Source organism: Streptomyces sp. NPDC090083 (assembly GCF_044747445.1).
In the GTDB taxonomy this organism is placed as follows: Bacteria; Actinomycetota; Actinomycetes; order Streptomycetales; family Streptomycetaceae; genus Streptomyces.
The window spans coordinates 455,434-468,214 of the sequence record NZ_JBIVED010000001.1 but is presented as its reverse complement, the minus strand read 5'-3'; the positions used below and the strand labels follow the sequence as shown (position 1 = coordinate 468,214).

Sequence of the window (12,781 nt, the reverse complement as noted above, 5' to 3'; positions counted from 1 at the left end):
CGTCCCACTCACGCGTTCCAGGGACATCACGTCCCCGCAGGTCAGACCCTGTGCGAGCGTTCCGGCTTCCCGTTTCCCCCGGTCGGTCGTAGCGGCTGGGACGGTTCGCCGTGCACGCTGCGGTTGTTCGACAGCGAGGCCCACCACGACCCGGTGGCCCGCCTTCCGGCACCGCATCCAGGGGGAACCCGATCATGTCCAGCACGACCTTCCGCCGCCGTACCGCGCTCCTCACCGCCGGCTTCGCCGCGGTCGCCTCACTCGCACTGACCGCCGGTGGAACGGGCCCGCACACCGGTGCCCTGCCCGCCCCGAACACCGTCGTCGACGCCGAGGCCGCGGCCTTCGGCACGACCGTCCCGAAGACGGGCCAGGGGACCAAGGCGTCCTCGGCCGGGGTCACTTGTACCGGCGCCAACACCAAGGTCACCGCGCGGACCGTGACGCGTCCGGTGAACCACATGCTGCTGACCGTCAAGAACACCGGCTCCAGGACCTGTCACCTGTACGGCTACCCGGCGCTCCGTTTCCAGTTCGCCCAGGCAGTGCCCCCGGTCGTCGAGGACTCGCAGCCGCAGGCGGTCACCACTCTCGACCCCGGACAGTCGGGCTACGCGGGCGTCAACCTCTCCAGCGCCGACGGCAGCGGCACCGGCGGCTACACCGCGAAGACCCTCGCGGTGATCTTCCAGAACCGCGCCCTCGACTTCGTCGGCTCCGGCGTCGGCGTCCCGCTGCCGGGCAAGGGCGTCCACATCGACAGCTCGCTGCGCACCACCTACTGGCTGAGCGACCCCCAGGACGCCCTCAGCTGGTAGGCGGCGCCGGCCGACCGCGGGCTGCCCCCGCCGACAGGGGCAGCCCCGCGCGAGTACCGCCAGGGGAGGTGCGGTGACGGGCGCCTTGCCATGACAGCCGTGGGGTTGACCAACACTGCCGGCACCCGTGACCTCCGTTCCCCTGGCGGTAGGAACAGCCTGGGGTGCCGGGTGGGGGCGGAGGGCGTGAACTCCTCGATTTCGGTGGGGATATCGGTGCACGTAGCGTCGGCTGGGGAGACAGCGGGGGTACGTAGGTACCGGATACCTACGGCGAGTTGGTGCCCCCGGGGTGGGCCGCGGCCAGGATCTCGGTACGCGAGGTGATGCCCAACTTGGCGAGGATGTGCTCTACATGGGCGTCCACGGTGCGTTTGGAGATGACGAGCCGTTCCGCGATCTCCCGGTTGGACAGCCCCTGGGTGACCAGCGCGGCGACCTCGCGTTCCCGGCGGGTGAGGGAATCGGCGGGGCGGTTGGCGGGCGTCGCGGTGCGGGTCGCGGGGATGCCGGGCGGTTCGTCCGCGTCCGCCCGTACGGCGTCCAGGAGTTCGCGGCCCGACATGCGGGCGCCCGCCGCCCGCCACCGTTCGTACGGTTCGTCGCCCAACGCCGCCCTCACCGCCCGCTGCTGGGACTCCTGTTCCTCCAGCAGCCGGGGGAGCATGCCGACCGGGTCGCCGCCGAGCCGTCGCGCGTGCTCCGCGTACCCCAGCAGCCAACAGGCCCGGACGTACCGCTTCTGCCCGGCCGCGTGCCAGGCCAGGCCCAGCGAGGCGAGCGCGGCGACCAGCACCTCGCCGATCTCGCCCGCCGCCTCCAGACCGCGGCGCAACGCCGTCGCGCTCTCCTCGGGGCGGCCGACGAGCCAGAGGATGACGCCCTGGACGGTGAGCGTGGAACCGTACAACTGGCGCTCTCCGCGCCCCTCCAGATACGTCAGACCCGTCTCGCACCATTCCAGCGCGCGGTCCGTGAAGCCCAACGCCGCGTAGAGCAGGGCCCCTTCGTAGTGGACGACGCCGATGCCCAGCGCGTCGTCGACCGCGATCATCCGGACGCGGACCGCGTCGAGCGCCGCCGAGCCCTCCTCCACGGCCCCGCCGAGCAGGGCCAGGGCGCCCAAGTAGCCCTCGCTGAACAGCTCGACGCGGCTCTCGCCGATCCGGCGTGCCATGTCGAGGGCCTGCGGGAACCGGTCCAGCGCCCTTTCCAGATCGGCCGTCCACACCCCGAACACGCCGGTCATGAACAGGCCCCAGGCCCGCACCGGGGAGTCCTGCGGGGCGAGCCCGAGCCCCTTGTCGATCCAGTACCGGCCCTCGGACAGCGTTCCCGCCGCCCGCCAGTACGCGCCGAGCCGGGTCGCCAGCCAGAGCGCGTCCGCCGCCCGGCCCTCGGTGGCGCAGCCGTACTCCAGGGCGGCCCGCACGTCGGCGATCTCCGCGCGCACGGCATGGTGCAGCCGGACCTGGTCCCGGCCCGTCAGACCGGTCCAGAAACGCTCGACGAGGTCGTCGTAGTGGGCGAAGTGCCGTCGCCGTACGGCCTCGGCGTCCTCCGTGCCGGCCAGCCGCGCGGCGCCGTACTCGCGGATGGTGTCCAGGAGCCGGTACCGGCCGCCGTCCTCGCCGATGCGCTGGACGACCGACTTGTCGACCAGCCCGATCAGGGCCTCGACGACCTGCTCGCCGTCGAGCCGGACCGTGCCGACCGGGTCGGTGCCCGCGCACACCCGCTCGGCGGCGGAAAGTTCGAAGGACCCGGCGAACACCGACAGCCGCGCCCACAGCAGTTGTTCCTGCGGTGTGCACAGGTCGTGGGACCAGTCGATGGCCGCGCGGAGCGTCTGGTGGCGGGTGAGTGCGGTGCGGCGCCCGCCGGTCAGGACCTCGCAGTGCCGGTCCAGGCGGGCGACGAGTTCCGCGAGGGGAACGGCCCGCAGGCGTACGGCGGCGAGTTCGAGGGCGAGCGGGATGCCGTCGAGGCGGTCGACGAGGGCGAGGGTGCTCTCGCGGTCGGCGCCGTCGAGGGCGGGACCCCCGGTGACGGCCGCGGCGCGCTGTACGAACAGGTCGACGGCGTCGGCGCGGGCCAGCGGGGCGATCGGCAGACAGCGCTCACCGGGCACGTCCAGCGGCTGCCTGCTGGTGGCGAGGACGCTCAGGCCGGGGGCCTCGCGCAGCAGGATGTCGCAGAGCATCGCGCACGCGTCGACCAGGTGCTCACAGGTGTCGAGGACGATCAGCATGCGGCGCCCGCGCAGGTGTTCCACGATGGCGTCCAACGGTGTCATGCCGGACTGTTCGGGCAGTTCCAGCACGCCCGCGAGGGTCGGCGGCACCAACTCCGGGTCGTGCAGGGCCGACAGCTCCACCAGCCGCACCCCGTCGGCGAACCGGTCCGCGACCGCGCGGGCCGCCCGCAGCGCCGTACGGCTCTTGCCGACGCCACCGGGGCCGACCAGCGTCACCAGCCGGGACCGGGCCAACTCGCCCTGGAGCACGGCGAGTTCTTCGACGCGTCCGACGAAGCTGGTCAACTCCACGGGGAGTTGACCGCCCCGCCGCTGTCCGAAGCCGTATCCCATGCCGCCCCCATACCCGTCCGCCAACCGGTCACCACAGCGTAGGCGAGTGACTCCCGAGCGTGAACGGTAGTCCAGTCCGGTGGGCGGGCGCGAGATCGCGCGGGCGCTCGGCGGCGCTCCGGTCAGGCGGCGCGCGCGCCGTTCACGCCGGGCTCACCCAGGCGCCGGTCTCCACGGAACGCACCATGGCGTCCACAACCGCCGCGCTGCGCACGGCATCCGTGAGCGTCGCGCCGTACGGCGTGCCCTCGGCGACGGAGCGCAGGAAGCGGTACGCCTCGATCACCTTGAGGTCGTCGTAGCCCATCGCGTTCGCCGCGCCGGGCTGGAACGCCCCGAACTCGCCGTCGCCCGGGCCGACATACACCGTGGTGACGGGCTGGTCCTGGTAGGTCGTGCCGCGGCTGACCGCCAGCTCGTTCATCCTGCGGAAGTCCCAGAACACCGCGCCCTTGGTGCCGTGGATCTCGAAGCCGTAGTTGTTCTGCTCGCCGACCGAGACCCGGCTGGCCTCCAGGACACCCCGGGCGCCGGAAGCGAACCGCAGCAGGCAGTTGACGTAGTCCTCGTTCTCCACCGGGCCCAACTCCCCTCCGGTGGCCAGCGCGTGGCCCGCCGTCGCACCGGTGGGGCGGGCCCGCTCCGGCAGGAAGATCGCCGTGTCGGCGGCCAAAGACGTGATGTCGCCGAGGAGGTACCGGGCCAGGTCGGCGCCGTGCGAGGCGAGGTCGCCCAGGACTCCGTGGCCGCCGCGCTCCAGCTCGTAGCGCCAGGTCAGGGCGCCGTCCGGGTGGGCCGCGTAGTCGCTGAAGAGGCGGACGCGGATGTGGGTGACCGTGCCCAGCTCGCCGGAGGCGATCAGGTCGCGGGCGGCCTCCACGGCGGGCGCGTTGCGGTAGTTGAAGCCGACCGCGCCCTGGACGCCGGCCTTCGCGACCGCGTCGGCCACGGCGGAGGCGTCCGCCGTCGCCAGGCCCACCGGCTTCTCGATCCAGATGTGCTTGCCGGCCTCGGCCATCGCGACGCCGATCTCGCGGTGCAGGAAGTTCGGCGCGGTGATGCTCACCGCCTGCACGCGCGGGTCGTCGACCACCTCGCGCCAGTCACGGGTGGTGGAGGCGAAGCCGAACTGCTCGGCCGCCTGCTCGGCCCGCCCGGGCACGTCCTCGGCGACCGTCACGAGCCGCGGTCGCACGGCCAGCTGCGGAAAGTGGTGCGGCACCCGGGCGTAGGCCTGCGTGTGCACCCGCCCCATCCACCCGAAGCCCACGACGGCAACACCGAGCGAGGTCACCATGACTGCCCTTCTTTGGACCGGTCCACAAACTGTCCCGGCAACACTCGAACCCATTCGTCCTAATGTCAAGACGTGGACGTCGACGCCGGGCATCCATGCCGTCTGACCAGGCCTTTCGTCGGGAGGGTGACGGCGTGGAAGCGGGTCGGTGCGCCGAGAACCCCGGTCTCCCTCACATCCGGGACCTCAGCACATCGACCTCGCACCCCGGCGCGAACGGGTCGAAACCGTGCTCGCTCAGCCAGCGGACGATCAGCAGGCTGCGCAGCGACCACCACGCGCGGATCACATCGAGGTCGACGTCGACGCCGTAGCCGATGAGGAGGTCGTCGAGGCGTTCCTCGTGTCCGAGGGTCAGGGTGGCGAGGTCGAACAGGGCGTCGCCCGGGCCCGCCTCGGACCAGTCGATGATGCCCGTCACCTCGTCGCCGTCGACGAACACGTGGGCGATCTGCAGATCGCCGTGCGTGAACAACGGCGTCCACGGCCGGAGCGCGGCCTCGGCGACCCGACGGTTGCGGGCGACCAGGTCGACGGGCAGGACACCGTTCGTCACGAGCCGTTCGCACTCACGGTCGAGGTCCGCCGCCAGCTCGTCGAGGCTCCTGCCCCGGCGGGGCCAGGGCGGCAACGGCGCGTCGTGCAGCTTCCGGATCGCGGCACCCGCAGCGGCCCACGCCGCCGGGGACGCGGTGGACGGCTCGCCGAGCCGGCCGAGCGCGGTGCCCCGGACCGCGGCGATGGCGAGCACGGGCGGCCTGCGCCACAGGACCTCCGGGGTCGGCACCGGCACCAGGCCCATCGCCTCGACCTCGACGTCCAGTCGCGCCTGATCGGCGTCCACCTTCAGAAACACGTCGCCGACGCGCAGGGTGGCACGCTCGGAGTGGGCGACGACGACCTCGACCTCATCCATGGGCGCCCAGTATTCCGGTGGCGACCACAACCCGCCCGGATTATCCACATCGCCCGGGTCCATGTCCCTCATAACCCGTTACGTCACCATCTACCCGTCCACGCTGGTACGTTGCTCGAACCTCGACATAAGGAGAGCCCTCCGTGGCCCCGCACGGGACGCGCCGCAGTCCGCCGGCCCTGTTCGCCCTCGCCGCAACCCTCGCGTTCGCGCTGCTGGCCGGACCGGCCTGCGTGCCCGGTGCCGAATCACCGCCCCCGCCCGCGCGAGCCACCCCGATCCGCCCGGCCGTTCCGTCGGCCACCTCGCCGGCCGACTACGGCGCCTACGTCGGCTACGGCGCCCAAGCCGTGCGCAGGGTCGCGGAGTTCGGCGCCTGGCTCGGCCGCCCCGAACCCCTCGTCGGCCACGCGTACCTCCCCGGCGACAACTGGAGCGACATCGAGGGCGCCTCCGCCGACCTCGCCCTCTGGGCCGACTGGCGCCGGGCCCGGCGGGACCGCCTGCTCGTCCTCAACGTGCCGATGCTGGACCGCAACGAGGCCCACCTCCCCGACAGCGTGGTCCGCACCGAACTCGGCCAGGGAGCGGCCGGACGCCACGACGACCACTTCCGCGTCCTCGCCCGGCGCCTGGTCCAACTCGGCCTCCCCGACGCGGAGATCGTCCTCGGCTGGGAGATGAACGGCACCACCTACACCCACCGCTGCGCCCCCGACCCCACCTCCTGGAAGCGCTACTGGACCCGCATCGTCACCGCGATGCGCTCCGTCCCGGGCCAGCGCTTCCGCTTCGACTTCACGCCCAACCGCGGCCGCGACGCGATCCCCTGGACCGACTGCTACCCGGGCGACCGCTTCGTCGACGTCATCGGCATGGACGCCTACGACGCCCCGCAGGGCCTGTCCTTCTCCCGCCAACTCACCGAGCCGTACGGCCTGTTGGCGCAGGCCGACTTCGCCCGCGCGCACCGCAAGCCCGTCGCCTATCCCGAATGGGGCTTGTACGAGAACGGCGACAACCCCACCTACATGCGCGGCATGCTCACCTGGATGGCCGCCCGGCACCCGCTCTACCAGACCATCAGCGACTACTGCCCCCACGGCGTCTGGCGATGCCGCGCCAACCCCAAGTCCTCAGCCGTGTACCGGTCCTTGGCGGGAAGTCAGCCATGAGAGGGGGGCCGGGGGCGACGGTACCGCCGCCCCCGGCCCCTCCCTTTTCACCGATCCCGAACTACCGCCCTACGGCGTCCACTTCACGTTCGGGTTCACCTGTCCGGTCCAGTTGAAGACCGCCATGTTGTCCCAGCCGTCCCCGCTCCCCGAGATGTTGGCCGGGTCCCAGCCGTTGCCGGTGACGGCGTACCAGGTCGGCTCCCAGTAGAAGACCCCGATCGCCCCCGCGCTGCGGGCCGTGTTCTGCACGGCGGTGAACTCCGCGCCCTGGCCCGCCCAGGTGAGCGGATAGCCCGTGCACCCCGAGGTCACCGAGTTCGCCGTGCTGTCCGCGTCGGACGTGGTGAACGGGTAGGCCGTCTCCGCGATGATGACGTCCTTGCCGTAGCGCGACTTCATGTCCGAGACGACGCTGCCCATGTTGGCCAGCGTGCCGTGCCACATGCAGTAGTAACTCAGCCCGGTGATGTCCCAGTTGACGCCCTGCGCCTTGATGCCGTCGTAGAACCAGCGGGCGTTGGCGTCGCTGTCCGCGTCGGCGGTGTGGATGATCACCTGGGTGGAACTGTTGCACGCCTTGGTCGCGTTGTAGCCCGACTTCAGCAGCAGGCCGAGGTTGGTGAAGTTGTTGTTGACGACCTTGCCGTCGTCCCACAGCATGCCGACGTTGATCTCGTTGCCGATCTGCACGCTGTCCGGGGTGGTGCCCTGTGACTTGAGGCTGTTGCAGACGTCGTAGGTGTAGTTGTAGACGTCGGTCTGCAGCGCGCTGATGCCGTGGCTCGCCCAGGCCGCCGGCTTGTACTGCTTGCCCGGGTCGGCCCAGGTGTCCGAGTAGTGGAAGTCGATCAGCAGCTTGAGGCCCTTGGCCTTCACCTGCTGCGCGTACGCCAGCACCTTCGCCTTGTTGTTGTAGCCGCTGGCGGGGTTGTTCCAGATCCGCAGGCGGACGTAGTTCACGCCGGCGCCCTTGAGGATGTCGAGCGGGTCCTTGGCGACGCCGTTCGCGTCGTAGTACTTGGCGCCGAGGTCGATGGCGCGCTGCGCGGACGAGACGTCGGCGCCGAGCATGGTGAGCGAGTTGGCGGCGGTGGCGTTCGTGGGGGTGAGCAGCGCCGCCGGCAGGGCGACTGCGGCCAGGAGCAAGGCGGCTTTGACTATGCGGCCCGGGCTTCTCACGGGGATCCCGACCTCCTTGGGTCGACTGACATGCGCATGCGGGTTAGTTCTGAGAACGTTCACAGTAGGAGAGGTGGCAGACACTGTAAATATGTGTGTCGGTTGTATTTCCCGCAGTTGGCAGGCCACAGTCTGCGGACTTATGAAGTGGGAACGTACACATCTCGAAGCGGGTAGTGGTACCGCGGTACTACGCCCGCGCCCTCAATGACCCCGCGGTACGACGGCTTCGGGGTCCCGCGCTCCTAGCGTTCACGGTGGACGGCCCAGTGGGGGCGCCGGCACGTGAGCGTGAGGGAAACCGATGATCGAGGCACACCAACTGACCAAGCGGTACGGGGAGAAGACGGCCGTCGACCGGCTGGACTTCGTCGTCCGGCCCGGCACGGTCACCGGCTTCCTGGGCCCGAACGGCGCCGGCAAGTCCACCACGATGCGCATGATCGTCGGCCTGGACGCGCCCACCGCCGGCACGGTCACGGTCAACGGCAGGCCCTACGCCGAGCACGGCGCGCCGCTCCAGGAGGTCGGCGCGCTTCTCGAGGCCAAGTCGATCCACCCCGGCCGCTCCGCGTTCGACCACCTGATGGCGCAGGCTCATACGCACGGCATCCCGCGCCGCCGGGTCGACGAGGTCATCGACATGACCGGCCTGCAGTCCGTGGCGAAGAAGCGGGCCGGTGCCTTCTCCCTCGGCATGGGCCAACGGCTGGGCATCGCCGCCGCGCTGCTCGGCGACCCGGCGACCGTCATGCTCGACGAACCCGTCAACGGCCTCGACCCCGAAGGCGTGTTGTGGATCCGCAACCTGCTGACCGGGCTCGCCGCGGGCGGTCGTACCGTCTTCGTCTCCTCGCATCTGATGAGTGAAATGGCGCTGGTGGCCGACCACTTGATCATCGTCGGACGGGGCCGGTTGCTCGCCGACACCACCGTGCGGGACCTGGTCCGGCACGCGGGCGGCGACACCGTCACCGTCGCCTCCGAACAGCCCGCCCGGCTGCGCGAGGTCCTCGCCGGACCCGGGGTCGAGATCACCGGCGAGGTCGGCTCCGAGGAACTGCACGTCACCGGGCTCACCGCGCGGGCCATCGGACTCAAGGCCGCCGAGCACGGCATCCCGCTCTTCGAACTCAGCGCGCGCACCGTCTCGTTGGAGCAGGCGTTCATGGACCTGACCCGGGACGCCGTCGAGTACCACGGCTCCACCACCGTCGAGATCCCCGGGAGGGCCGCGTGAGCACCGCCACCGTGACCGACAGCGCCGCACCCGCGCCGGCGAAACCGGACCGCCCGCACTACAAGGTCACCGGCCGTCGCGTGCTGCGCTCCGAGTGGGCCAAGCTGTGGTCCCTGCGCTCCACCTGGATCACGCTGGGCCTCGGCCTGCTGTTCCTGGTCGCGTTCGGCCTGATCGCCGCCGCGCACTACAAGTCCTCCTACGGATCAGGGCACTTGCGGCCGGACGACGCGAACTCCAGCGCGCTCGACATCTCCCTCTTCGGCACGAACTTCGCGCAGCTCGCGCTCGGTGTGCTGGGCGTCCTGGTGACCGCGGGCGAGTACTCGACCGGCATGATCCGCTCCACGCTCGCCGCCGTACCGCGCCGCCTGCCCGTGCTGTGGTCCAAGTCCGCCGTGTTCGGCGTGGTCGCGCTCGGCGTCTCCCTCGTCGGGGTGTTCGTCGCCTTCCCGATCGTGAGCGGCATCGTCTCCGGCACCCCCGCGGCCCTCTCGTTCTCCCACTCCGGAGTCGTACGGAGCCTGCTCGGCGCCGGTCTCTACCTCGGCCTGGTCGGTGTGATCGGCACCGCGCTGGGGGCGCTGCTGCGCTCGGTGGCCGGGGGCATCTCGGTGCTGGTCGCCTCGCTGATGCTGGTGCCCGGACTGATCTCGCTGCTGCCCAGCTCCTGGCAGGACGACATCAGCCCGTACCTGCCGAGCAACGCCGGCCAGGCGATGTTCGCGCTCACCCACGACGCGACGACCCTGTCGCCCGGCGCCGGACTCCTGGTCTTCCTGGGCTGGACGGCGCTCGCGCTGGCGGGGGCCGCCTACCGGCTGGTCCGGACGGACGCCTGAGCCCTGGGCGCCGGGTGTCCGACGCCCGAACGTCTCGCACCCGGCCCCACAATGAACAGGTGACCTCGATGAACCCGGACCAGTGGCACCGATGAGCCGCGACGACCCGGCTCACGCCCTGTTCGCCGAGACGGGCCTCCCGTGGAGCCACCCCCTGGCCGGCGGGCTGTCCCGGTTCGGCCGCCGGGTCAAGCAGGGCGACCGGCGCCACCCCTGGGTGCTGGACACCGGCCTGATGGCCGTGGTCGCGCTCATGTTCTGCCTGCCGGATCTGGTGGACGACGACCACGGCCGACGGCGCGGCTTCGACAACAGCTTCATCCATCTGCCCTGGCCCGCCACCGTCGCCCTCCAGGCCGGACTGGTGCTGCCGCTGCTGTGGCGGCGCCGCAGACCGACCCTGGCCTTCGCGCTGATCGCCGCGGTGTTCTTCGTCCAGGCCGGTCTCGGCGTCTGGCTGCGCGCCGACGTCGCCCTGCTGATCTCCCTCTACAGCCTCGTCCTGCACGGGCAGTTGAGGCGGCTGCCCGCCGCCTGCGCGGTCACCCTCGCCGCGCTGGGACTGTTCGCGCTGCGGCTGCCGTCCCAAGTGCCGGTGCTGGACGCGCTGTTCGTCCTGTTCAGCACGATCACGGCGGCCGTCGCGCTCGGCCTCGTGGTCCGAATCCGGCGTGCCCAGCTCGCCGTACTGCGCGACCGCGCGGCCCGCCTGGAGATCGAGCGCGACCAGCGCAGCAGACTCGCCGCCGCCGCCGAACGCACCCGGGTGGCACGGGAGATGCACGACATCATCGGCCACAACCTCTCCGTCATCATCACCCTCGCCGACGGGGGCGCCTACGCCACCGACCTCGCCCCCGAGCGCGGCAAGCAGGCCCTGCTCCTCATCGGCGACACCGGCCGCCAGGCGCTCGGTGAACTCCGGCGCATGCTGGGCGTGTTGCGGGTGCAGACCGCCGCGCCGGACGCGCCCGAACTCAGCCCGCAGCCGGGCGTCGCCGACCTCGACGCCCTGTGTTCCCGCATCCGCGCGGCCGGTCCCCAGGTCGTGTACCGCACCGGCGGTGAGCCGGCCGCCCTGGATCGCGGGGTCCAGCTCACCGTGTACCGCATCGTTCAGGAGGCCCTGACCAATGCGCTCAAGCACGCGGGCCACGACACCCGCATCGAACTCGCCGTGGAGGTCGAGGAGTTGAAGGTGCGCATCGACTGCCACGACACCGGCCCGGGCGACACCGCCACCGGCCCCGTGCCCGGCCACGGCGAAGGACACGGACTCGCCGGCATGCGCGAACGCGCCGCCCTCTACGACGGCACCGTCTCCGCGGGCCCCGCCCCGGGCGGCGGCTGGACGGTACGGGCCGTCCTCGACACCACCCCGCTCACCGGGACGACCGGGGGAGCGGCATGACGACCGTGCTCATCGTGGACGACCAGCCCCTCCAGCGCCTGGGATTCCGGATGCTGTTGGAGGCGACCCCCGACACCGAGGTGGTCGGCGAGGCGGGCCACGGCGGCGAGGCGGTCCGGATGGCCGCCGACCTGCGCCCCGACGTGATCCTGATGGACGTACGGATGCCCGGCACGGACGGCATCGAGGCCACCCGCCGGATCGTCGCGGCCGGCGACCGCTCCCGTGTCCTCATCCTGACCACCTTCGACCTCGACGAGTACGCCCACGAGGCACTGCGCGCGGGAGCCAGCGGCTTCCTCCTCAAGGACGCCCACCCCGAGGAACTCCTCGCCGGCATCCGCGCGGTGGCCTCCGGCGACGCCGTCATCGCACCCGCGCTCACCCGCCGCCTGCTCGACGCCTACGCCCGGCATCTGCCGAGGAGTTCCCCCGAGGGGCCCGCGACCGGTCCCGCGACGGACGACCCCCGCCTCCGCCCCCTCACCGAACGCGAACGCGAGATCCTCGTCGCCATCGGCCACGGGTGGACCAACGGCGAGATCGCCGAACGCCTGTTCCTCTCCGAGTCCACGGTCAAGACCCACGTCGGCCGCGTCCTCGCGAAGGTCGGCGCCCGCGACCGCATCCAGGCGGTGATCCTCGCCTACGACCTGGGCCTGGCCCGCCCCAACTCGCCCGACCGGTAGGCGGGGGAGGGTGTCCGCCGGTTAGGCCGGACGAGTGCCCCGCCGGTTGCCCGCCGAACCGCGAAACCCCTGCTCACACCCGGTTTCCCACCCGATCCCCCGACGGGCAACAGGAAACCCGTCGACCCCCTGACGGCCCCGGGACAGGCTGATCCCCGTCCGTACGAAGCACGTCCTGCGACGACGCAGGAGATCCGACAGGGAGACACATGCGCACGATGCTGGGTGCCGCCGCCGCGTTCGCCACCGCCGCCGTCACGGTGGTCGCGATGAGCGGAGCGGCCCAGGCGAAGCCCGCCGACGGGACCCCGTGGGACGGGTGTCCGTCCGGAGCGGTCTGCATCTACGGCGAGGGAGTCGTCCCCGCGAACAACCCGCACCCGACCGACGTGTACTACAGCTACGGCGCCCACAACCTCAGCAACCAGGTCGGCCAGCACTGGATCCTCAACAACCAGACCGGCGGCGCGTCCGTGAGCCTGTGCAACGGCTACAACGGCACGAACTGCACCGAGACGATCGCCCAGGACAACGGCCTCCTCCGCAACTTCACCCCCATCAACTCCATCGTCCTCAACCGCCCGTAGCCGGACTCCTCACCACGGGGAAGCGCTGCCGGGA

General features: G+C 71.6%; 11 protein-coding genes. 7 read left to right on the top strand and 4 right to left on the bottom strand.

From position 1 onward, the window contains the following. Window positions 1-194: 194 nt before the first annotated feature. The gene (locus ACIPTO_RS01950) at window positions 195-818 is read left to right on the top strand and encodes a DUF4232 domain-containing protein (protein WP_401188604.1); all 624 of its coding nucleotides are present in this window, start codon (window positions 195-197) and stop codon (window positions 816-818) included. A 268-nt stretch (window positions 819-1,086) separates the two neighbouring features. Here the strand turns inward: ACIPTO_RS01950 and ACIPTO_RS01945 are convergent, their stop codons facing one another. The 3 genes from ACIPTO_RS01945 to ACIPTO_RS01935 all read right to left on the bottom strand — a co-directional run bounded on the left by ACIPTO_RS01945 (window position 1,087) and on the right by ACIPTO_RS01935 (window position 5,621). Then, window positions 1,087-3,408, bottom strand: a complete 2,322-nt coding sequence (locus ACIPTO_RS01945) for a LuxR C-terminal-related transcriptional regulator (protein ID WP_401188601.1) — start codon at window positions 3,406-3,408, stop codon at window positions 1,087-1,089. 142 nt (window positions 3,409-3,550) lie between these two features. Beyond that, complete coding sequence (locus tag ACIPTO_RS01940) at window positions 3,551-4,705, bottom strand: Gfo/Idh/MocA family oxidoreductase (RefSeq protein ID WP_366311433.1); 1,155 nt, start codon at window positions 4,703-4,705, stop codon at window positions 3,551-3,553. Window positions 4,706-4,877: 172 nt separating this feature from the next. Beyond that, on the bottom strand, window positions 4,878-5,621 hold the full coding sequence (locus ACIPTO_RS01935) for an aminoglycoside phosphotransferase family protein (RefSeq protein WP_401188598.1): 744 nt from the start codon (window positions 5,619-5,621) through the stop codon (window positions 4,878-4,880). Between the two features lie 143 nt (window positions 5,622-5,764). On the opposite strand from ACIPTO_RS01935, the gene ACIPTO_RS01930 reads away from it, so the two are divergent. Then, window positions 5,765-6,796, top strand: a complete 1,032-nt coding sequence (locus tag ACIPTO_RS01930; protein ID WP_401188595.1) for a glycoside hydrolase family 26 protein — start codon at window positions 5,765-5,767, stop codon at window positions 6,794-6,796. A 69-nt stretch (window positions 6,797-6,865) separates the two neighbouring features. Here ACIPTO_RS01930 and ACIPTO_RS01925 read toward each other — a convergent pair whose 3' ends face one another. Next, complete coding sequence (locus ACIPTO_RS01925; RefSeq protein ID WP_366311428.1) at window positions 6,866-7,945, bottom strand: glycosyl hydrolase 53 family protein; 1,080 nt, start codon at window positions 7,943-7,945, stop codon at window positions 6,866-6,868. A 337-nt stretch (window positions 7,946-8,282) separates the two neighbouring features. On the opposite strand from ACIPTO_RS01925, the gene ACIPTO_RS01920 reads away from it, so the two are divergent. The 5 genes from ACIPTO_RS01920 to ACIPTO_RS01900 all read left to right on the top strand — a co-directional run bounded on the left by ACIPTO_RS01920 (window position 8,283) and on the right by ACIPTO_RS01900 (window position 12,747). Further along, window positions 8,283-9,218: an ABC transporter ATP-binding protein gene (locus ACIPTO_RS01920; RefSeq protein ID WP_401188592.1), complete on the top strand. Its 936-nt coding sequence runs from the start codon at window positions 8,283-8,285 to the stop codon at window positions 9,216-9,218. Then, complete coding sequence (locus ACIPTO_RS01915; protein WP_366311424.1) at window positions 9,215-10,060, top strand: ABC transporter permease; 846 nt, start codon at window positions 9,215-9,217, stop codon at window positions 10,058-10,060. The genes ACIPTO_RS01920 and ACIPTO_RS01915 overlap by 4 nt, the downstream gene beginning before the upstream one ends. A gap of 91 nt (window positions 10,061-10,151) precedes the next feature. Continuing rightward, on the top strand, window positions 10,152-11,471 hold the full coding sequence (locus tag ACIPTO_RS01910) for a sensor histidine kinase (RefSeq protein WP_366311422.1): 1,320 nt from the start codon (window positions 10,152-10,154) through the stop codon (window positions 11,469-11,471). Then, window positions 11,468-12,160 (top strand): response regulator, encoded by a 693-nt coding sequence (locus ACIPTO_RS01905; protein WP_401188587.1) that lies wholly within the window; start codon window positions 11,468-11,470, stop codon window positions 12,158-12,160. Before ACIPTO_RS01910 ends, ACIPTO_RS01905 begins: the two co-directional genes overlap by 4 nt. Window positions 12,161-12,369: 209 nt before the next feature. Beyond that, window positions 12,370-12,747, top strand: coding sequence for a hypothetical protein (locus ACIPTO_RS01900; protein WP_366311418.1), 378 nt, complete (start codon window positions 12,370-12,372; stop codon window positions 12,745-12,747). The last annotated feature ends 34 nt before the right edge of the window (window positions 12,748-12,781 follow it).